This window comes from Roseovarius sp. THAF27 (assembly GCF_009363655.1).
Classification (GTDB): Bacteria; Pseudomonadota; Alphaproteobacteria; order Rhodobacterales; family Rhodobacteraceae; genus Roseovarius.
Genome location: NZ_CP045393.1, coordinates 3,540,016 through 3,560,031, shown reverse-complemented (window position 1 = coordinate 3,560,031; position 20,016 = coordinate 3,540,016). Strand labels below are relative to the sequence as shown.

The window sequence follows — 20,016 nt, the reverse complement described above, 5'->3', positions numbered from 1 at the left end:
TGAGCGGAATGGCGGGATCAATTGGTGGCACGAATGGCGGTGCGGTGCAATCCGGCGGCGCAAGGCTTGACGGCGTGCGCCAAACCCCGCATGTGCACGGCAAACCCCAAGGAGAGCCTGCCATGCCGTTCGACCGTTCCGTCAAGATCGCGCCATCCATCCTGTCTGCCGATTTCGCCAATTTCGGGGCCGAGATTCGGGCCATCGAGGATCAGGGCGCGGATTGGGTGCATGTGGACGTGATGGACGGGCATTTCGTGCCGAACCTGACCTTCGGACCCCCGGCAGTGAAGGCATTTCGTCCGCATGTGACAACCTTCATGGACGTGCACCTGATGATCGCGCCGGTGGATGTGTATATCGAGGCCTATGCCGAGGCGGGCGCGGACATGATCAGCGCCCATGTCGAGGCCGGCCCGCATATCCACCGCACCTTGCAGGCCATTCGCGGGGCGGGGTGCAAGGCCGGGGTCTGCGTCAACCCCGGAACGCCGCTGGAGAGTATCGAATACGTTCTGGACATGGTGGACATGGTAGTGCTGATGACGGTGAACCCAGGCTTTGGAGGGCAGAAGTTCATCATGTCGGGCGTCGAGAAGACGCGGCGGCTGCGCCAGATGATCGGCGACCGCGAGGTGCATATCCAGATCGACGGCGGCGTGACGCCGGAAACCGCGCCGCTGGTCGTGGAGGCGGGGGCGGATGTGCTGGTGGCCGGATCTGCGGTGTTCAAAGGTGGATCGGTGGAGGCACCGGAGGTCTACGGGCAGAACATGCAGGCCATTCGGGCAGCGGTGGCGGGCTGAGGCCAGACCGTTGCAGCGCGGGAACTGCGGACGAAGGGTTTTGTGTTGTTCGTTTTGCTGACCAAGCTGCCGTTCACCTTGGACGTCGCTAACGACGCCTTGGTTTGGACTTGCCCTGGAAAAGTGGAGAGCACCAACTGAGGAACCAGGAGGTGTTCTATGGGAAACGGAAACAGACCGACGCCGGAGTTCCGGCGTGAAGCGGTGCGGCTGGCGCTGACCAGCGGCCGGACGCGACGGGAGATCGCGGAAGATCTGGGGATCGGGCTTTCGACACTGACGCGATGGCTCAGTCGCGAGCGGGACGCTGGTGGGCCGGTCGAGGCATCGGTCGATCTGCACGCGGAGCTGAAGCGGTTGCGACGCGAGAACGCGGTTCTGAAGCAGGAGCGCGACATCTTAAAAAAGGCCGCAACCTTCTTCGCGAAAGACGCAAGTCGATGAGCTTCGCTTTCATAGAGGCGGAGAAGGCCAGCTTCCCGATCCGGCGAATGTGTCATGTTCTCGGTGTCAGCCAGAGCGGGTTCTTCGCTTGGCGGGACCGCCCTGCCTGTCATCGCCAGCAGCAGGACATGATCCATCTTGCCCACATTCGAACGGCCTTTGAGCTGTCGAACGGGACCTACGGCAGTCCCCGCATGCACCGCGACCTCGTCGATGAGGGGCTCAAGATAGGGCGGCACCGCACGGCACGACTGATGCACGAGAACCAGTTGATCGCGCGGCAAAAGCGGCGCTTTAAACGGACGACGGACAGTGAACATGCCTGGCCTGTGGCGCCCAACCTCGTGGCACAAGATTTCGCGGCGGACTGTCCGGACAGGAAGTGGGGGGCGGACATCTCCTACATCTGGACGGCAGAGGGCTGGCTTTACCTTGCCATTGTCTTGGACCTCTTCTCGCGCCGCGTCGTCGGTTGGGCCACGAGTGATCGTCTGAAGCGTGACCTCGCCATCGCAGCCCTGCGCCATGCTCTGGCCGCTCGCAACCCTGAGCCAGGACTGGTTCACCATTCCGACCGCGGATCGCAATACTGCTCGGTGGACTATCAGGCGCGGCTCCGCAAACGTGGCATCTTGATCTCGATGAGCGGGCGCGGGAACTGCTATGACAACTCAATGGTGGAAACGTTCTTCAAAACCATCAAGTCGGAGCTGATCTGGCCGGTCGCCTGGAAATCCCGCCAACAGGCCGAAAACGCCATCGCCAGATACATCGACGGGTTCTACAATCCCGTCAGACGCCATTCATCGCTCGGCTTCCAAAGCCCGATAGCATTCGAGCGAAAGGCCCGCGAAGTGAGCTAAACGCTCTCCACCAAAACCGGGCAAGTCCATTATTACCAAATGAAGAGAGTGAGGTCACAACTGAAGCAGTCGATCAATTAGAGAATACGAATGAAGGGACCAAGTAGGTTTGGGCTCCCAGCCACAATTCACTCTTCGCGCACACAAGCCCGCAACAAAAAAGCCCCGCCAAACGGCAGGGCCTTCGTATTGTGCGATGCGCAAGGGCGATCAGGCGTTGGCGGCCTGGGCCTTGGCGATCTCTTTCTTGACCTTGAGCGCGCGATCCGACAGTTCGGCATCTTTCGACTTGGCCAGGAAGCCGTCCAGCCCGCCGCGGTGGTCGACGCTGCGCAGGGCAGCGGCGGTGATGCGCAGCTTGATGCCGCGACCCAGCGTTTCGGATTGCAGGGTCACGTCGTTCAGGTTGGGCAGGTAGCGACGCTTGGTTTTGTTGTTGGCGTGGCTGGAGTTGTTGCCAACCATCGGGCCTTTTCCGGTCAGTTCGCAGCGGCGCGACATGGGTTCATCCTCGTTTTTGTCGGGCCGCTTGGGCGGTCCCTCTCAATACAAACGGGCACCGCCATAGGCAGCGCCCTGAATTCCGTTGCGCGTCTTTACGGCCAAAGCCATCGCCCGTCAAGGGATTCGGGCCGGGTTTTTGACAGTTCGGCGTCAGCCCTTGTCGCGCCCGTGCGGTGCCGTGAGGTCAAGGTCGGGACCGATGGGGATGATGCGGTGCGGGTTGATCATATCGTGGCTGTAATGGTAGTGGCGCGTGATGTGATCGAAGTTCACGGTCTGAGCAACCTCGGGCCATTGATAGAGCTCCCGCAGGTAGCCCCACAGGTTGGGATAATCGACGATCCGGGCGCGGTTGCACTTGAAATGCCCGTGATAGACCTTGTCGAAGCGGATCAGCGTGGTGAACAGACGCCAGTCGGCTTCGGTCAGCTGCGCACCGGCCAGGTACCTGCGCTCTGACAGGAGGCCCTCCAGCCAGTCCAGCGTCTCGAACAGCGGAATGACGGCGTCTTCGTAGGCGTCCTGGGTCGTCGCGAAGCCTGCCTTGTAGACGCCGTTGTTGACGGTGTGATAGACGCGCTCGTTGATGTCCTCGATCTCGTCCCGCAATTCCTTGGGGTAATAGTCGTCGTCGTTGCCGGTGATGTCGTTGAAGGCGGAATTGAACATGCGGATGATCTCGGCGCTTTCATTGGACACGATGGTGTCGCGCTGCATGTCCCACAGGATCGGCACGGTCACGTGGCCGGTCGTGTCGGGATTGGCGCGAATGTAGAGATCGCGCGCGAATGGCAGGCCGAATAGCTTGTCGCCCGTGGCGCCCGGGAAATCGGTGTCGAACGTCCAGCCATCGGAGAGCATGTCGGGATGCACGACCGACACGTCGATCAGGTCGGTGAGACCCTTCAGGCGACGAAAGACGAGCGCGCGGTGCGCCCAGGGACAGGCAAGCGAGACATAGAGATGGTAGCGCCCCGCTTCGGCCTTGAAGCCGCCCTCGCCGCTTGGCCCGGCACTGCCGTCGGCGGTGATCCAGTTGCGGAATTTCGAGGTCTCCCGCTTGAATTTGCCGCCATGCTTTTTCGTGTCGTACCAGCCTGTATGCCATGTGCCGTCGATCAACTCGCCCATCGGAGCCTCCTTTTCCTGTCCCCCAACACTTAACCGCGCCAATGGTTTCGGGCAGGGCAGATCCCCGCGCAGAGACTGTGCAGCGGCACACAGGGAGTTGCGCCCGGAGCCTGGAATTCGCGGCCTCCGGCCCGCCCGTCGGTCGAATGCCGGTTGCCGAAGCCGAGTTTGTCGTGGAACGTGGTGCCGGACATGTGAACGGTGACGGGTGCCGCCATTCATGCCATGGCGCACAAGGGCGTGACCCGGCATACCGAAAAGGAGCGAGAAATGAACGAGATCCTGCTGGAGTTCGCCGGACGGCAGGCCGATGCCGGGGCGACCCAATTGCCCGAGACGTACCGGCAGCTTGCGGTCAACGCGGCGTTCCACCTGAAGACCCGGACCGCCGGCAGCGCGGTTTCATCGCAGGTGCAGGAGGTTTCGGAGTTCCGGCTGAACCTGAAGAAGGGCCGGATCGTGTTCGTGCCCCCCGAGGGGCCCGAGATCGCGGCCGAGGCGCAGGTCATCGGCACCTATTCCGACGATGGCAGCTGGATGTGGGCCTGGGGGCATCCCGACGTGCCGGTAGAGATGCAGCAGGCCGCCTGGGCCGTACAGCAATTCGGAGAGCGCCAGGAGATCGAGGAACTGCTGAGCCGTGGGGGTGCCATAGGTGCCGCGCGGCTGGCGGAATTCCAGGCGATCTGTGCCTATATTTCGGATGCCGATGGCGTGTTCATGGGCCCGCACGGCGCCGGGGGGCAGGTGGCGGTCTGCTATTACCTTGGCAATCAGCTCGAGGGGCTTCTGGGCGGGTGACGCGTCGCAAGTGCATTGCGGCAATGCGGCGAAAAATTTACGTGACTGTCATGGTTTAGCCCTACATTCTCGCCTAGCGATTCTGTTCGAAGGTGACTGCCATGACCACTTTTCTTTCTCCCGAGATCCTTGCGGGCCTCGAAGAGGCGCGGACACGTGGCTGGCAGAAAAGCAATCGATTGAGGGTCGAGGCCGGACCGCAGTCCCATAACGTGGTGCGGGCCTGGGAAAACGGGTTCGCCCTGCGCGCCGGTTCCGCGCCGCATCTTCGCGGTCTCGTCGACCTTTATGACGGGTCCCGCCATCTCAAGCGCTGCCTGATCGTGGCGTCCGAGGATGACGGGCAGGAGATCCGTTTCGAGTTGAAAGTGGTCAACGAGGCGTCGGGGGAGCAGCCTCTGGATTTCGCCCGCCCCGATGATGCGCCCGTTGCACTGATCGGCGACGCCTGACGCGCGGTTTCACTGTTCCGACAGTAGGCCGGGGAGCGCGAGGGGCTGGCCCCTCGCCCCGGTCAGAGTGCGCCTGCGCACTCCGAACCCACGCCCCCGGACGCTATTGAAGGTCCGAGAACGCGTCCTGTAGCCGCGCGACAGCCTCTTGCACGCGCGCGCGCTGCGTGGCGATGTTGAACCGCAGGAAGCTTTCGCCGCCGGTCCCGAAGGTGGGTCCGTGATTGGCGGCGATCTTTGCCGTCTTTTCGACCCGCGCGGTGAATTCCTCTCGGCCCATGCCGGTGCCGGAGAAGTCGACCCAGGACAGGTACGTCGCCTCGAGCGGCATGGACCGCAGGCCGGGGATGGCGTTGATCCCCGCGTCGAACAGTTTCCGGTTGCCATCGAGATAGAGCATCAGGTCATCGACCCAGGCCGCCCCTTCGGATGAATAGGCGGCCTCGGCCATGACGAGGCCGAAGGAATTGGGCGACAGGCCGAGCCCGGCCATGCGCGCGGCGAATCTCGCGCGCAGGCTCTCGTCCGCGATGATGACATTGCCGGAATGCGAACCGGCGATGTTGAAGGTCTTGGTGGTTGCCGTCATCATCACCAAGCGGTCGGCGATACCGTCGATATGGGCCATGACGGTATGCGTGTGCCCCGGGTAGACAAGATCGTGGTGGATTTCGTCGGACACCAGCACGAGGTCGTGACACTTGGCGAACGCGGCGACGCCCTCCAGTTCTTCCCTGGTCCAGACGCGGCCGCCGGGATTGTGCGGCGAGCAGAGCACCAGCAGTTTTTCCGACCCGTCGAGGATCTCGTCGTAGGCGGCGAAATCCATCCGGTAGCGGCCGTCCTCATCGACCAACGGGCATTCCACCACCCGGCGCCCTGCCGAGGTGATGACCCGCGCGAAGGCATGGTAGACGGGCGTGAACAGCACCACCCCGTCGCCGGGATCGGTGAAGGCGTCGACGCACATGCCGGTGCCATTCACGAGCCCGTGGGTGGTGAAGATCCAGGACGGGTCCACCTTCCAGCCGTGGCGGGTTTCCATCCACCAGCAGATCGCCCGGCGATAGCCGCTGTCATCGCCGTAATAGCCGAAGATGCCGGGATCGAGCATCCCGCGCAGCGCGTCGCTGACCGCCTGTGGCGGGCGGAAATCCATGTCGGCGACCCACATGGCCAGCCCCTCCTCGGCGGGGACGCCATAGATCTGTTCCATCTTGTCCCATTTGCTGCAATTTGTGCCGCGTCGCTCGATCGGGTCGTCGAAAGTCAAGGTGGTCTCCGGTGTTGGTATTGGTCGTGTCGGGCGCACGCTATGGCGTTGCAGGGCCGGGCGCAATCGCCTAAAGCATTTCGCGCGATGGCCGGGCGCCCGGCTTCAAAACCTGACGACGAGCGGTTACATAACGCCCATGCTGCGACCGATCCTGATCCATCCCGACCCGCGCCTGAAAAAGGTGTGCGCGCCCGTTCCGGACCTGAGCGACGATTTGCGCGCTCTGGCCGACGACATGCTGGAGACGATGTACGACGCGCCGGGCATCGGCCTCGCCGCGCCGCAGGTGGGCGTCATGGACCGGCTGATCGTGCTGGATTGTTCTAAGGACGACGAGGCCGGCGAGCCGCCGCGCCCGCTGGTGATGTTCAATCCCGAGGTGGTGGCCGGTTCGGACGAAAAGAACGTTTACGAGGAAGGCTGCCTGTCGATCCCCGACCAGTTCGCCGAGGTGACGCGCCCCAAGGTCGTGGATGTCAGGTGGATCGACCGTGACGGGAACGAACGGTCCGACACGTTCGACGGGCTTTGGGCGACCTGCGTGCAGCACGAGATCGACCATCTGAACGGCAAGCTGTTCATAGATTACCTCGGCCCGATGAAACGGCAGTTGATCACGCGCAAGATGCAGAAGCTGAAGCGTGAAATGGCGCGGGGCTAGGCCGGTGGCCGTACGCCCTTTCGTGCCCTGGCCGGACAAGCGGTTGCGCACGGCCGCCGACCCTGTCGAGGCGGTCACGGATGCCGAGCGCGCGATCTGGGACGACATGATCGACACCATGGATGCGATGCCGGGCGTGGGCCTGGCCGCCGTGCAGATCGGGGTGATGCAGCGGCTGGCGGTGGTCGATGCCAGCGATGCGCGCGGACAGGCGGTGCGCATGGCGAACCCCGAGATCCTGCATGCCAGCGCGCAGACGCGCGACCATGACGAGGCCAGCCCGAACCTGCCCGGCGTGCACGCGAGGATCAGCCGCCCCCGCGCCGTGACCGTCCGGTTCCTGAACGCGGAAAGCGAGGTCGAGGAGCGGGATTTCGTCGGGCTTTGGGCCACCAGCGTGCAGCACCAGGTCGATCATCTGAACGGGAGGATGTATTTTCATCGGTTGAGCAAGGTGAAGCGCGACATGCTGTTGCGCCGCGCGGCCAAGCAACGCTGACAGGTCAGGAGAAAACCATGCGCCTCGTTTTCATGGGAACGCCCGACTTCTCGGTGCCGGTGCTCGAGGCGCTGGTCGAGGCGGGACACGAGATTGCCGCGGTTTACTGCCAGCCGCCGAGGCCCGCGGGGCGGGGCAAGAAAGATCGCCCCAGCCCGGTGCAGGCGCGGGCTGAGGCGCTGGGGCTGACGGTGCGCCACCCGGTCAGCCTGAAAGGCGAAGATGAGCAAGAGGCCTTCGCCGGCCTCGATGCGGACGTGGCCGTGGTCGTGGCCTATGGATTGATCCTGCCGCAAGCCATTCTGGATGCGCCGCGGCATGGCTGCCTCAATATCCATGCCAGCCTGCTGCCGCGCTGGCGCGGGGCGGCGCCGATCCACCGCGCGATCATGGCGGGGGATGACAAGACCGGGGTCTGCATCATGCAGATGGAGGCGGGGCTGGATACGGGCCCGGTGCTGTTGCGGCAGGAAACACCGATCGGCACGGAGGAAACCACGGGGACGCTGCATGATCGTTTGTCCCGCATGGGGGCCGAGACGATCACGACGGCGCTCGGGCGACTGAAGGATCTGACGCCCGAGCCGCAGCCGGAGATCGGCGTCACCTATGCCGACAAGATCGACAAGGCCGAGGCGCGGATCGACTGGACGCGCCCCGCAGAGGAGGTCGACCGGCAAATCCGTGGTCTCTCCCCTTTCCCCGGCGCATGGACTGATCACGACGGCACGCGCATCAAGTTTCTCGCCTCGCGGATCGGCGCGGGCAGCGGTGCGCCCGGCGAGGTGCTCGACGACGCGCTGACAATTGCCTGCGGCAGCGGTGCGGTCCAGGTCCTGCGCCTGCAGAAGGCCGGACGTGGCCCCCAGGGGACGGCGGAGTTCCTGCGCGGCATGGCGCTACCCGAGGGCACCCGCCTCTGACCCGCCTCTTCCTCTGGCCCAAAATATCCCAAAGCGTTCTGCCCCGATCACGTGTTCCGGGATGGGGGCAGAACGCCCGCAACGTCCGAATGTCGTACCGCGATTTTCCGAAAGCCGCTTCGCCAAAGCGTTTCGCCTTTTACCTGAGCCATCAGCGATAGGCGAAACGCGTGTAACGATTGGCTGTTGCGCTGCGTTTCGCGATAAGCTGTGACTCAGGTTTATCGCGAAACGCTTTAGTCTTTCGAAAAACGCTTCGGGGAGCGCGAGGGGCTGGCCCCTCGCCCGGTCGGACTGTGCTTGCGCAGTCCGAAAGCCGGTGACCTGCGCTTGCGTCCGGGTCCCAAACAGGCCAGCATCGCACCAACCAGAGCAACGAGGTCTCATGTTCCTGCAACTGTTCGGCACGGTGGTGATCGCCGGGATCGTCGGCTATATCAGCGAGAAATCCGGCTTTACCCGCAACGGCATCCTGCAGTCCATAATCATCTGCGTCGGCGGGGCCTTCCTGTTCTATTTCATCCGAATCATGTTCGGCTTTCGCTTTGGCGCACCCGGGGTGGACGCGATCCTTTCGTCCATCGGGGCGCTGATCATCATTCCGACGCATTGGCGCCGGAAGCGTTGACACGGAGCCGCTGACAGGGGAGCGTGGCATGGGACTGATCTATCTCGTCATCATCGGAGCCGTGGCCGGGTATCTTGCCACGCGCATCATGCGGATCGACGCCGATCCGCTGATGACCATCGGGATCGGCGTGGCGGGCGCCTTGCTGGGCGGGTTGATCCTGCAAGGCATCCTGGCGTTTCTGGGCCTGCTGGGCGGCATCATCGGCGCGGTGCTGGGGGCGCTGGTGCTGATCTGGGGCTACCAGGCGTATAAGGCGCGGAAATAGCTCAGGCCCGCGGCGGGCGCGAGCGGTAGACCGGCAGGCGCCAGCCGAAGGCCAGCGAGCCCGCGCGCAGGGCCCAGGTGACGCCGGCGCAGGCGATCAGAATGAAAAGCTCCTGCCGCGTGACCAGCGATACCGCCACGGCAGCCAGCGATCCGGCGAATGCGGCGGTGACGTAGAGTTCGCCCTGTTTCAGCACCAGCGGCACCTCGTTGCAGACCACGTCACGCAGCAGCCCGCCAAGGCAGCCGGTTACCATCCCCATGATCATAACGATCGGCAAGGGCTGCGCCATGGCCAGCGCGGTGCCGACGCCGGCGGGGACGGCCACCGCAAGCGCGAGGCTGTCGAGCCACAGAAGCAGGCGGTACCGGCTCTCAAAGAGATGCGCGGTGAAGAAGATCAGAAGTGCTGCGGCGCAGGCGGTGGCGATGAAGCTGGGATTGGCGATCCAGAAGATCGGGTTGCGATCCAGAAGCACGTCGCGCACCGTACCGCCGCCGACCGCCGTGAGGCAGGCGATGAAGGCGAAGCCCACGACGTCGAGCTGCGCGCGGGAGGCGACCAGCGCGCCGGTCAGAGCGAAAATCAGCACCGAGGCGTGATCGAGCAGAAAGAGCGCCGTCATTCGCGGGACTTGCCGGGCTTGAAGGGGGCCATGCCCGCGCGGGCCAACTCGTCAGCGCGTTCGTTTTCCGGGTGGCCGGCATGGCCCTTGACCCATTCCCAGGTGACGTCGTGGCGCTGGGCCGCGGCATCGAGACGTTGCCAGAGATCGACATTCTTGACCGGCTTCTTGTTCGAGGTTTTCCAGCCGTTGCGCTTCCAGCCGTGAATCCAGCCGGTGACGCCGTTCTTCACATAGGCGCTGTCGGTGACGATGGTGATGCGCGTCGGTTTCGAGAGCGTCTCGAGCGCGGTGATGGCCGCGAGCAGTTCCATCCGGTTGTTGGTGGTCTCGGCTTCACCGCCGCTGAGTTCGCGCTCCTTGACGACGGTCTCGCCGTCCTTAGCCTGGAGCAGCGCGCCCCAGCCGCCGGGGCCGGGATTGCCGGAACAGGCGCCGTCGGTATAGGCGAAGAGCTCAGTCATCGGCGGGCTTTCTTGCAAGGATCGTGACCCATTCCGCCACCGACCCGTCAAGGCCGGTATCGGCGCCGGTGCGCGTCTCGACCGGGTGCAGGCCCGCCGCGCGCAGAAGGCCGGCAAGCTCGGTTTCGGTGACATAGGTATAGAGCCGCCCGAGCGTGTCGCGGTGTTCGCCGGTGCCGGTTTTCATGCCGATGTGAAAAAGTCCGCCGGGTCTCAGCGCGGTCACGAGGGCGGCCAGATGGCGGGGCAGGTCGGCGCGGGGCGCGTGCAGGAGCGAGAAATTCGCCCAGATCGCGTCATAGGCCGCGACTTCATCGATATCGTCGAATTTCGCGAGACGGGCGGTCACGCCCGGTTGCGCCTCTGCGAGGGCGACCATTTCCGGCGTGGCGTCGGTGGCCGTGACCGCGTGACCCTCGGCGGCCATGATGCCCGAAGCGATGCCGGGGCCGCAGCCGAGGTCGAGGATGCTGCTGCCGGGGGCGAGGTTGTCGAGAAAGAGGCGCAGCACCGGGTCCTTGCCCGCGTCCTTCGTCACGTCGGCATAACGCGCGGCCTCGGACCCGTAGACCCGGATGGTCTGGTCGTCGTGGCTCATTGCGTGAGGCCGATCACGAGGCAGAGCACGACCACGGCGGTGATGACCAGGCGCAGGCGCATCCACCAGTTCGGCGCCACCCCGTCGCGCCAGAACAGCCAGTCCAGCGCGAGGATGCCGGCGAAGCCGACGATCAGCATGATCCCGGCCTTGTAGGCGCCGCCGCCTTGGGTGAAGAACACCCAGAGCGCGGGAATGACCGAAAGCACATAGCCGGTGGTGGCCGAGGGGCCGGTCATGCGCGTGGCAAACCCCCAGAGCACCCCGGACATGAAGCTGAGGATCACCGCGCCGTAGAACAGCCCCACGTAAGGACCGACGAAGCGGGGACCGACCACGCGCTGGGTCCAGATCGCCAGATCGGGCCAGAGCACGGTCAGCGCGCTCCACAGGAACGGCAGCAGGCCGGCCAGTGCCAGGATCAGGGGTGTGCGGGGGATCTCGTTCACGGGGCGGGGCGGTCCTTGGCTGCAAGCGTCGGAGTTGGTTTAGAAGGCCGCCCCGGCGGGATCAAGTGTCAGACATGTCGCGCGCCCGGTGTTTCAGCGTGCGGATTAGACGGACGGAGCGGGCGAGAGCCGTGAATCCGGTGCCAAGCGCGGTCACGATCAGCGCGACAAGCAGGGCGTGGCGCGTCTCAAAAAGTCCCAGTTCGATGGCCGACAGGACCGCACCGGCGGTGATCGCGGCCATGCGCTGCGGCTTGGCGAAGGGGCCCGAGAAATCCGAGCCCAGCCCCTCGGCCCGGCCGAGTTCGCGGATATAGGCGGTGGCGATGGCCAACGCGCCGCCCAGCAGGCCGAGCGCGAGTTGCCCGGTGGCCAGCCCCGCGCCGGTCAGGATCAGCAGGTCGTCGGCGCGGTCCGGGGCCTCGTTCCAGAAGGGGCCGTCGGGTTCGGACTTGCCGCCCTCGACGGCGACCATCCCGTCGAAAAGATTGCAGAGCAGGCGCAGCTGACAGCCGAGCGCGGCGAGAAGCAGCAGGACGATGGCGGCGGTCGTACCCGTGTGGGCGGAGGCCCAGAAGGCGAGGCAGGCCAGCGCCGCGAAGAGGATGGAGCCCTGGCTGATGCGGTTGGGGGTCAGCGACGTGCGGCTGAGCCAGCGGGCGGTGCGGCGCGCCCAGCCGGTGTCGCGGCTGTTCAGGGGGCGGCGGGTGTCGGTCATGGGGCGTGCCTCAGGCGGTGGTTGTAAAGCGCGGCGTAACTGGTGGCGACGGTGACGGGCAAGGCGAGTGTCGTGGCGATTTCCGGCGTGCCGACGGCGCGGTGCACGAGCGACAGCAGCGTGACCGATATGGCCGCGCAGGCAAGGGGCGACAGGATCAGGCCGGGCAGCCCCGAGATGCGCGGCAGCAGGTGTTCGATCACCGCTTTCAGGGCAAGAGTGATCGTGGCCGAGAGAACGCCCTGCACGACGCCGGAGACCAAGGGCGTGGGCATCGGGTGCGCCGCGTTGGCAAAGACCGCCCAGCCGCCCATCAGAACGAAACCGCCTGCCATGTGCGCGAGGTTCGAGCGTTCGAGGCTCACGTCAGCGACCAGTAGTACCGGGTCAGGTGAAAGAAGAGCGGGGCCGAGAAGACGACGGAATCGAGGCGGTCGATGAAGCCGCCGTGACCGGCGATCATGTGGCCCCAGTCCTTGACGCCCCGATCACGCTTGATGGCCGACATGACCAGCCCGCCGAAGAACCCGGCGAGCGTGATGACGAGCGACATGCCCGCCGCCTGCAAGGGTGTGAACGGCGTGATCCAGAAAAGCGCGGTGCCGATCAGCGTGGCCGAGGCGACGCCGCCGATGAGCCCTTCCCAGGTCTTGGAGGGCGAAAGCGAGGGCGCGACGGGATGGCGGCCGAAGAGCTTGCCCCAGGTGTATTGCAGGACGTCCGACAGCTGGACCACCACGATGAGGAAGGCGATGAGCAGGACGTTGCGCGCCTCGAAACCGGGGATGTCGAGGAAGAGGAGCGCGGGCACGTGGCTGGCGCAGAAGACGCAGATCATCAGCGCCCATTGCATCTGGCTGATGCGGACCAGGAAATTGCGGCTGTCGCCCTGCAACACCGCGATGATGGGCAGGATGAGGAAGGCGTAGACCGGGATCAAGAGCGACCACATGCCGTACCATTCGTCCCAGATGAGCCAGTATTGCGCCGGCAGGATCACGAAGAAGGCGCAGGCGATGGCCCAGTGGTCGGACGCGCGGCGGGTGGTCAGCGTCACGAATTCGCGCAGGGCGGCGAAGGAGGTGAAGGCGAAAAGCGCGATCACGCCGCCTCGCCCGGCGAGGAAGGCAACGGCGAGAAACGCCGTCATGCCCCACCAGGCAAGGATGCGGGCGTTGAGGTTCTCGATGGTGGCGTTGGAGCCATCCGGCGCGATGCGCTGCTTGAGCACGTAGCCGATCCCGCTGGCGACGATGAGGATGCCGATTATGCCCGCCAGCAGGGTCAGGAAATCCGCGTGCGTTTCGTTCATGCCCGGGCCTCCTCTGCCTGTGTGTCATCGGCCGGGGCGAGCGCCAAGAGGGCGGTTTCGGCCCGCTTGAGGAAATCCTTGCGCTCCTCGCCTGGCGCGACGCGGATTGGCGCACCGAAGGTGACGGTGCACAGAAGCGGGATCGGCACCAGCTTGCCCTTGGGCATGACGTCGTTGAGGTTGTCGATCCAGACCGGGACCAGGTCCACCTCTGGGCGGGCGTCGGAGATGTTGTAGAGCCCGCTCTTGAACGGCAGGAGGGGTTTGTCGGTGGTGTTGCGCGTGCCCTCGGGGAAGATGATGAGCGAGGCGCCGGTGTCGAGCCCTTCGAGGATGAGCTTCATCGGGTCCTCGTTCCGGGTCTCGTTGTTGCGGTCGATCAGGACCGCGTTGAAGACATCGCGGCCGATGAAGGTCTTGAGCGGGGATTTGAGCCAGTAATCCGCGCCGGCAACAGGGCGTGTCCCGCGGCGCAGGTTCGGGGGCAGGACCGTCCAGATCAGTATGAAATCGCCGTTGGATGTGTGGTTCGCGAAATAGACCCGCTGGACGGGTTCGGGCTCGGAGCCGTCCCATACGGCGCGAACGGCCGTGATAAGCCGCGCGAAGGTGGTGATGGCGCTGCCGGTCAACCAGGCAAGGAAGCTGCGTGTCACGTGATGGGTCCCGTCTTTCGGGGCAGCCTACAGTTACAGGGTGAATTGGGAAGACAGGAAATCCTGACCCCGGCGAAGAGGTCCCGGGTCAGGCCCGGGACGGGCTGCGCGGGTTGCCGCGTCGTGCCATTGCCCGGCGGTGTGGCGCGGGCAGAAGGCTGGGGGACCAGCGGGTTCCGCCGACAGAATGCCGAAGCGGGCAAGGCCTTCAGGCGGGTTCGCGCAGGACCCGTGGGACCTTGAATTCGACGTTTTCCTGCGCGGTTTCGACCTGTTCGATGGTCACGTCGAAACGGTCGCGAAAGGCGTCGATGACCTCGTTGATCAGCACTTCGGGTGCCGAAGCGCCTGCCGTGATGCCCATGGTGGTGATGCCGTCCAGCGCGCGCCAGTCGATATCCGCGGCGCGCTGCACCAGCTGCGCGTAGGAACAGCCCGCGCGGGCGCCGACCTCGACCAGGCGTTTGGAGTTGGAGGAGTTGGGCGCGCCCACGACCAGCATCGCCTCGGCCTTTTCGGCCATCGCCTTTACCGCCTCCTGCCGGTTGGTGGTGGCATAGCAGATGTCTTCCTTGTGGGGGCCGACGATGTCGGGGAAGCGGGCCTGGAGCGCCTGGACGATATCGGCGGTGTCGTCGACCGACAGCGTGGTCTGCGTCACGAAGGCGAGACGCGCGGGATCGCGCACCTCGACCCGGCCCACGTCTTCGGGCGTTTCGACGAGCAACACGTCGCCGGTGGGCAGCTGGCCCATCGTGCCGATGGTCTCGGGGTGGCCGGCATGGCCGATCATGATGATCTGCAGCCCGTTCGCGGCATGGCGCTCGGCCTCGATATGGACCTTGGAGACAAGCGGGCAGGTCGCATCGACATAGACCATTTCGCGCGACGCGGCCTCGGCCGGGACCGCCTTGGGCACGCCATGCGCCGAAAAGATCACCGGGCGGTCGTCGGGGCATTCGTCGAGCTCTTCGACGAAGACCGCGCCCTTGGCGCGCAGGTCGTCCACCACGTACTTGTTATGCACGATCTCGTGCCGGACATAGACCGGCGCGCCCCATTTCCCGAGTGCCATCTCGACGATCTTGATGGCGCGGTCGACCCCGGCGCAAAAGCCGCGCGGGGCTGCGAGATAGAGGGTGAGGGGCGGTTTGGTCATGGACACTCCTGTTCCCTCAAGACGTAAGGGTTGCGGCGTGCGGCGTCCAGTGGTGGGTGGCAAATCGGGGCGCGAGGTGCGGCCGCTTTCGGCTGCCCCCGGCCCCGTTTCCCGGCGGCTCGTTCAGGCCGAGGCTTGCTGACGCTCTTGCGAATCTTCGCGCGGCGGGCGTCCGATGACCTCCTTGAGGTCTTCGAGTTCGATGAAGTTGTCGGCCTGGCGGCGCAGGTCGTCGGAGATCATCGGCGGTTGGCTGCGGATGGTGGAGACCACGGATACGCGAACGCCCTGGCGTTGAAGGCTTTCGACCAGCGGGCGGAAATCGCCGTCGCCGGAGAACAGAACGATGTGGTCGATCCGCGGGGCAAGCTCCATGGCGTCCACCGTCAATTCGATGTCCATGTTGCCCTTCACCTTACGGCGACCCTGGCTGTCGGTGTATTCCTTGGCCGGCTTGGTGACCATGGTGAAACCGTTGTAGTTGAGCCAGTCGACAAGCGGGCGGATCGGAGAGTAGTCGTCGTTTTCCAGCAGCGCCGTGTAGTAGAAGGCTCGCAAAAGCTTGCCACGACGCATGAATTCCGTTCGCAGCAGCTTGTAGTCGATATCGAACCCGAGCGCCTTGGCCGCAGCGTACAAGTTCGAACCGTCGATGAACAGCGCGAGCCGCTCGTCCTTGTAAAACATAAAATGTCCTTCCGAGTGTGTTTGCCCTGCCGCAACGGTGTACTAATGGAGTGGATTTGAAACCGGACAGGACTAGTCGGTGTACCTAGGAGTTTAGTTTGCGCTACGCAAGCGTTTAGATTGTATAGAGGATAAGTCGGTCACATGCCTGAGCAACTATTCCTGATAGCATTGGGCGGGAATTTGCCGTCCGATACGGGGGCGCCGGAGACGACCCTGCGCGCGGCGCTGGCCCAGTTGCCGAGGGCGGGCGCGCGCGTTGTGGCAGTCAGTCGCCTGTATGAAACGCCCTGTTTTCCCGCGGGGGCGGGGCCGGATTACGTGAACGCCGCCGCCGTTCTGGCCTTCGACGGCGATCCTGCGGAAATGTTGCAACTTTTACACGAAATCGAATCCGCGTTCGGACGGGCACGGCAGCAGCGCTGGGGCCAGCGCACGCTGGACCTGGACCTGCTGGCGGCAGGTGCGCAGGTCTTGCCGGACCGGGCCACGTACGAGGCCTGGCGCGCGCTGCCGCTGGAGCAGCAGATGCGGCGGACCCCCGACAACCTGATCCTGCCGCATCCGCGGATGCATGAGCGGGCTTTCGTCCTGGTGCCGCTGAATGACGTCGCGTCCGATTGGGTTCATCCGGTGCTGGAACGCAGCGTGGCGGCGATGCTGGCGGACCTGCCCGCTGACGCCCGGGCAGAGGTGCGGGCGCTGGACTGATTCTGTGCTTGTAAACACCTGCCCGAGGCTTTAAATGAAGGGCTTCTTGAGACTTTGCCCTATCCGGAGGCCCCATGGCGCGCGTAACCACAGAAGACTGCGTTGATAAAGTTCCGAACCGCTTCGACCTGGTGATGCTGGCGGCACACCGCGCGCGCGAGATCTCGTCGGGGTCGCCGATCACCGTGGACCGCGACAACGACAAGAACCCGGTCGTGGCGCTGCGCGAGATCGCCGAGGAAACGCAAGGTGCCGACGACCTGCGCGAACGGCTGATCGAATCGAACCAGAGCCAGATCGAGGTCGACGAGCCGGAAGACGATTCCATGGCGCTGCTGATGGGCGAGGAAGCCGAGAAGCCGGCCGACGACGACATGTCGGAAGAAAAACTGCTGCGTGCGCTTATGGAGGCGCAGGGCCAGGGCTGAACCCCTGCGCGCGGACGGGTGATGGAAAGCGGACCAGATGATTGGTGCTGATACGCTTGTCGATCTTGTCCGCGCCTATAATCCGAAAAGCCATAGCGATCTGATCCGTGACGCCTATGCGTTCGGAATGGAGATGCACGAGGGCCAGACGCGGCACTCCGGGGAGCCCTATTTCAGTCATCCGGTGGCGGTCGCCGCTATTCTGACGGAACAGCGGCTGGATGATGCGACCATCATCACGGCTCTGCTTCACGACACGATCGAGGATACGCGCGCGTCCTACAACGCCGTGGCCGAGCGGTTCGGCGGAGAGATCGCCGACCTCGTGGACGGCGTGACCAAGCTGACCAACCTGCAGCTGTCCAGCACCGAGACCCAGCAGGCCGAGAACTTCCGCAAGCTGTTCATGGCGATGTCGAAGGACATGCGCGTGATCCTGGTGAAGCTGGCCGACCGGCTGCACAACATGCGCACGATCCGCGCGATGCGGCCCGAAAAGCAGCTGAAGAAAGCGCGCGAGACGATGGATATCTTCGCGCCGCTGGCCGGCCGGATGGGGATGCAGTGGATGCGCGAAGAGCTGGAGGACCTGGCGTTCCGCGTGATCAACCCCGAGGCACGCGCGTCGATCATGCGGCGCTTCATCACCTTGCAGCGCGAGGCGGGCGACGTGATAGAGCGGATCACCGGCGACATGCGGCTGGAATTGCAGGAGGCCGGGATCAAGGCCGAGATCCTTGGCCGCGCCAAGAAACCCTATTCGATCTGGCGCAAGATGCAGGAAAAGGAGATGGGCTTTTCCCGGCTGAGCGACATCTACGGGTTTCGCATCATCACCGCGTCCGAGGATGACTGTTACCGCACGTTGGGGGTGATCCATCGCCGCTGGCGGGCGGTGCCGGGGCGGTTCAAGGACTATATCAGCCAGCCCAAGTCGAACGGCTATCGCTCGATTCACACCACTGTGTCGGGCCGCGACGGCAAGCTGGTCGAGGTGCAGTTGCGCACCCGCCAGATGCACGAGGTGGCCGAGACGGGCGTGGCGGCGCACTGGTCCTACCGCGACGGCGTGCCGGCGGAGAACCCGTTTGCCGTCGACCCGGCCAAGTGGATTTCCAGCCTTACCGAGCAGTTCGACAGCGAGGAGGACCACGACGAGTTCCTCGAGGCGGTGAAGCTGGAAATGTACGCCGACCAAGTGTTCTGCTTCACGCCGAAGGGGGACGTGGTGAAGCTGCCACGGGGGGCGACGCCGATCGATTTCGCATATGCCATCCACACGCGAATCGGCAATGGCTGTGTCGGCGCCAAGGTCGACGGGATGCGCGTGCCGCTGTGGACCCGGATCAAGAACGGCCAGTCCGTGGAGGTGATCACCGCCGACGGGCAGACGCCGCAGGCGACGTGGCTGGATATCGCCACGACGGGCAAGGCGCGCGCCGCCATTCGCCGGGCCCTGCGCGAGGTCGACCGAGACCGTTACATCCGGTTGGGCCGGGAACTGGCGCGCGCGGCGTTCGAGCATGTGGGCAAGAAGCCCACCGACAAGGCGCTGGAACGTGCCGCCAAGACCCTGCGCCTGAAGGGGCGTGACGAGGTTCTGGCCCGGCTGGGAAGTGCCGAGTTGACCACCAGCCGCGTTCTGAACGCGGTCTACCCGGACCTTGCGCCGGACACCGGCAACGAGGTGGGGCTGGACCGTGCCGTTGTCGGGCTTGAGCCGGACCAGCGGTTTGACCGTGCCCCCTGTTGCCAGCCGCTGCCGGGGGAGCGGATCGTGGGGATCACCTATCGCGGCAAGGGCGTGGTGGTCCATTCGATCGACTGCGAGAATCTGCAGCGCTACGAGGAACAGCCTGAGCGCTGGATGGACCTGCAATGGCACGGCGGCACGCATGCTGCCGTCTACGAGGCGACGCTGAATGTGACGATCGGCAACGATGCGGGGGTACTGGGACGTATTTGCACGTTGATCGGAGAGCAGAAGGCCAATATCTCGGACCTGACATTCGTGGATCGCAAACCGGACTTTTACCGGCTGCTGATAGATGTCGAGCTGCGCGACGCGGAACATCTGCATGGCGTCATCTCGGTGCTGGATGCGGAAAGCGATGTAGCCACGGTGGAACGGTTCCGCGACCCCGGTCGGCTGGCGGCCAGTGGCGGAACGGAACAGAGCTGACCCAGAGGAGCCGCGCCCCGTGGTTTTCAAACGCCGTGACAGACTGCCTTGGTGGAAGGCCACGTTACGGTTTCTCTGGCCGAGATCCGGCTGGACGCGGGCGTTTCATTACGTGCGGCACCGCGTCAGGCGTCTGCCCGACCCGCCGCACCGAATCGCCCGGGGGGTTTTCGCCGGGGTCTTCGTCAGCTTTTCGCCGTTCTTCGGGCTGCACTTTCTGCTGGCCGCCGTGGTGGCGTCGATCTTGCGCGGCAACATCGTGGCTGCGCTCCTGTCGACCTTCTTCGGCAACCCGCTGACCTTTGTCTTCATCGGCGCGTCTTCGCTGCAGACCGGATATTTCATGCTCGGGCTGCGCAACAATCCCGACCTGGAGGCGCATGGCACGCTCGGCAGCAAGTTCGTCGATGCGGGGCGGGACCTGAAAGACAACCTTTGGGCGATCTTCAACGAGCAAAGCGCCGACTGGAGCCGGCTGACCGTCTTTTACGACGAGGTGTTTTTTCCCTACATGGTCGGCGGATTGATCCCCGGAACCATCGCCGGCCTGACCTGCTATTATGTCAGCCTGCCATTGATCCAGGCCTATCAGAACCGGCGCAAGGGAATGCTCAAGGCCAAGCTGGCCGCGATCCGCGAAAAGGCGGCGGAGAAGGCGGCCGAGAAGGCCGCGGCAAAGAAGGCCAGGGATGGCGCCAATGACAAGGCTGACGCGGAGCCCGAGAAGCACTAGGGTCAGGAACGAGTCGTTACCCTTGCTCTGGAGGATGT

Annotated in this window: 26 protein-coding genes; 13 read left to right on the top strand and 13 right to left on the bottom strand. The window is 64.6% G+C overall.

The genetic code is table 11. From position 1 onward, the window contains the following. Positions 1–122 precede the first annotated feature (122 nt). Positions 123–806, top strand: coding sequence for a ribulose-phosphate 3-epimerase (gene rpe / locus FIU89_RS17665; RefSeq protein ID WP_152493806.1), 684 nt, complete (start codon positions 123–125; stop codon positions 804–806). Between the two features lie 159 nt (positions 807–965). Then, positions 966–2,113 (top strand): IS3 family transposase gene (locus tag FIU89_RS17660; protein WP_152493699.1). Its coding sequence is split into 2 segments (ribosomal slippage): positions 966–1,239 and positions 1,239–2,113, totalling 1,149 coding nucleotides; the frame shifts between segments, so codons are not numbered across the junction. Positions 2,114–2,323: 210 nt separating this feature from the next. On the opposite strand, the gene rpmB is transcribed toward FIU89_RS17660, so the two are convergent. Then, positions 2,324–2,614: a 50S ribosomal protein L28 gene (gene rpmB, locus FIU89_RS17655; RefSeq protein WP_152493805.1), complete on the bottom strand. Its 291-nt coding sequence runs from the start codon at positions 2,612–2,614 to the stop codon at positions 2,324–2,326. Between the two features lie 153 nt (positions 2,615–2,767). Then, positions 2,768–3,748: a glutathione S-transferase family protein gene (locus FIU89_RS17650; RefSeq protein WP_152493804.1), complete on the bottom strand. Its 981-nt coding sequence runs from the start codon at positions 3,746–3,748 to the stop codon at positions 2,768–2,770. Positions 3,749–4,018: 270 nt separating this feature from the next. On the opposite strand from FIU89_RS17650, the gene FIU89_RS17645 reads away from it, so the two are divergent. After that, on the top strand, positions 4,019–4,549 hold the full coding sequence (locus FIU89_RS17645; protein ID WP_152493803.1) for a DUF6882 domain-containing protein: 531 nt from the start codon (positions 4,019–4,021) through the stop codon (positions 4,547–4,549). 101 nt (positions 4,550–4,650) lie between these two features. After that, positions 4,651–5,001 (top strand): hypothetical protein, encoded by a 351-nt coding sequence (locus FIU89_RS17640; RefSeq protein WP_152493802.1) that lies wholly within the window; start codon positions 4,651–4,653, stop codon positions 4,999–5,001. A gap of 103 nt (positions 5,002–5,104) precedes the next feature. Here the strand turns inward: FIU89_RS17640 and FIU89_RS17635 are convergent, their stop codons facing one another. Then, complete coding sequence (locus FIU89_RS17635; protein WP_152493801.1) at positions 5,105–6,274, bottom strand: MalY/PatB family protein; 1,170 nt, start codon at positions 6,272–6,274, stop codon at positions 5,105–5,107. Positions 6,275–6,413: 139 nt separating this feature from the next. Here FIU89_RS17635 and def (FIU89_RS17630) point away from each other — a divergent pair, with 139 nt between their 5' ends. From def (FIU89_RS17630) to FIU89_RS17610, 5 genes are all read left to right on the top strand, one after another. Continuing rightward, positions 6,414–6,938 (top strand): peptide deformylase, encoded by a 525-nt coding sequence (gene def, locus FIU89_RS17630; protein WP_152493800.1) that lies wholly within the window; start codon positions 6,414–6,416, stop codon positions 6,936–6,938. Between the two features lie 4 nt (positions 6,939–6,942). After that, entirely contained in the window at positions 6,943–7,437 is a 495-nt protein-coding gene (gene def / locus FIU89_RS17625) for a peptide deformylase (RefSeq protein WP_152493799.1), read from the top strand. Between the two features lie 17 nt (positions 7,438–7,454). Then, positions 7,455–8,360, top strand: a complete 906-nt coding sequence (fmt, locus tag FIU89_RS17620) for a methionyl-tRNA formyltransferase (RefSeq protein WP_152493798.1) — start codon at positions 7,455–7,457, stop codon at positions 8,358–8,360. Positions 8,361–8,745: 385 nt separating this feature from the next. Next, positions 8,746–8,988: a hypothetical protein gene (locus tag FIU89_RS17615; protein ID WP_152493797.1), complete on the top strand. Its 243-nt coding sequence runs from the start codon at positions 8,746–8,748 to the stop codon at positions 8,986–8,988. Positions 8,989–9,016: 28 nt separating this feature from the next. Continuing rightward, on the top strand, positions 9,017–9,256 hold the full coding sequence (locus FIU89_RS17610) for a GlsB/YeaQ/YmgE family stress response membrane protein (RefSeq protein ID WP_152493796.1): 240 nt from the start codon (positions 9,017–9,019) through the stop codon (positions 9,254–9,256). Between the two features lies 1 nt (position 9,257). Here FIU89_RS17610 and FIU89_RS17605 read toward each other — a convergent pair whose 3' ends face one another. The 10 genes from FIU89_RS17605 to FIU89_RS17560 all read right to left on the bottom strand — a co-directional run bounded on the left by FIU89_RS17605 (position 9,258) and on the right by FIU89_RS17560 (position 15,924). Continuing rightward, positions 9,258–9,881 (bottom strand): trimeric intracellular cation channel family protein, encoded by a 624-nt coding sequence (locus tag FIU89_RS17605; protein WP_152493795.1) that lies wholly within the window; start codon positions 9,879–9,881, stop codon positions 9,258–9,260. Next, on the bottom strand, positions 9,878–10,345 hold the full coding sequence (gene rnhA / locus FIU89_RS17600) for a ribonuclease HI (RefSeq protein WP_152493794.1): 468 nt from the start codon (positions 10,343–10,345) through the stop codon (positions 9,878–9,880). Before rnhA ends, FIU89_RS17605 begins: the two co-directional genes overlap by 4 nt. Next, entirely contained in the window at positions 10,338–10,943 is a 606-nt protein-coding gene (locus FIU89_RS17595; protein WP_152493793.1) for a class I SAM-dependent methyltransferase, read from the bottom strand. The genes rnhA and FIU89_RS17595 overlap by 8 nt, the downstream gene beginning before the upstream one ends. After that, positions 10,940–11,392 carry a DUF3429 domain-containing protein gene (locus tag FIU89_RS17590; RefSeq protein ID WP_152493792.1) on the bottom strand — a complete coding sequence of 151 codons (453 nt, stop codon included), beginning with the start codon at positions 11,390–11,392 and terminating at the stop codon, positions 10,940–10,942. The genes FIU89_RS17595 and FIU89_RS17590 overlap by 4 nt, the downstream gene beginning before the upstream one ends. Positions 11,393–11,453: 61 nt before the next feature. Continuing rightward, complete coding sequence (locus FIU89_RS17585; protein WP_152493791.1) at positions 11,454–12,110, bottom strand: CDP-alcohol phosphatidyltransferase family protein; 657 nt, start codon at positions 12,108–12,110, stop codon at positions 11,454–11,456. Next, the gene (locus FIU89_RS17580; protein ID WP_216647037.1) at positions 12,107–12,475 is read right to left on the bottom strand and encodes a hypothetical protein; all 369 of its coding nucleotides are present in this window, start codon (positions 12,473–12,475) and stop codon (positions 12,107–12,109) included. Before FIU89_RS17580 ends, FIU89_RS17585 begins: the two co-directional genes overlap by 4 nt. After that, positions 12,472–13,422 (bottom strand): phosphatidate cytidylyltransferase, encoded by a 951-nt coding sequence (locus tag FIU89_RS17575; RefSeq protein ID WP_152493790.1) that lies wholly within the window; start codon positions 13,420–13,422, stop codon positions 12,472–12,474. The genes FIU89_RS17580 and FIU89_RS17575 overlap by 4 nt, the downstream gene beginning before the upstream one ends. After that, positions 13,419–14,078 (bottom strand): 1-acyl-sn-glycerol-3-phosphate acyltransferase, encoded by a 660-nt coding sequence (locus FIU89_RS17570; protein ID WP_152493789.1) that lies wholly within the window; start codon positions 14,076–14,078, stop codon positions 13,419–13,421. Before FIU89_RS17570 ends, FIU89_RS17575 begins: the two co-directional genes overlap by 4 nt. A 208-nt stretch (positions 14,079–14,286) precedes the next feature. After that, on the bottom strand, positions 14,287–15,237 hold the full coding sequence (ispH, locus tag FIU89_RS17565; RefSeq protein ID WP_152493788.1) for a 4-hydroxy-3-methylbut-2-enyl diphosphate reductase: 951 nt from the start codon (positions 15,235–15,237) through the stop codon (positions 14,287–14,289). Between the two features lie 123 nt (positions 15,238–15,360). Next, positions 15,361–15,924 carry an NYN domain-containing protein gene (locus FIU89_RS17560; RefSeq protein WP_152493787.1) on the bottom strand — a complete coding sequence of 188 codons (564 nt, stop codon included), beginning with the start codon at positions 15,922–15,924 and terminating at the stop codon, positions 15,361–15,363. A 144-nt stretch (positions 15,925–16,068) separates the two neighbouring features. On the opposite strand from FIU89_RS17560, the gene folK reads away from it, so the two are divergent. The 4 genes from folK (at position 16,069) to FIU89_RS17540 (ending at position 19,978) form a co-directional block, all read left to right on the top strand. After that, positions 16,069–16,635, top strand: coding sequence for a 2-amino-4-hydroxy-6-hydroxymethyldihydropteridine diphosphokinase (gene folK, locus FIU89_RS17555; protein ID WP_152493786.1), 567 nt, complete (start codon positions 16,069–16,071; stop codon positions 16,633–16,635). Between the two features lie 74 nt (positions 16,636–16,709). Further along, a complete protein-coding gene (gene rpoZ / locus FIU89_RS17550) occupies positions 16,710–17,063 on the top strand; it encodes a DNA-directed RNA polymerase subunit omega (RefSeq protein ID WP_057791126.1) in 354 nt (117 codons plus the stop codon). Between the two features lie 37 nt (positions 17,064–17,100). Continuing rightward, complete coding sequence (locus FIU89_RS17545) at positions 17,101–19,245, top strand: bifunctional (p)ppGpp synthetase/guanosine-3',5'-bis(diphosphate) 3'-pyrophosphohydrolase (protein WP_152493785.1); 2,145 nt, start codon at positions 17,101–17,103, stop codon at positions 19,243–19,245. A gap of 19 nt (positions 19,246–19,264) precedes the next feature. Further along, positions 19,265–19,978, top strand: coding sequence for a DUF2062 domain-containing protein (locus tag FIU89_RS17540; protein ID WP_152493784.1), 714 nt, complete (start codon positions 19,265–19,267; stop codon positions 19,976–19,978). Positions 19,979–20,016 lie beyond the last annotated feature (38 nt).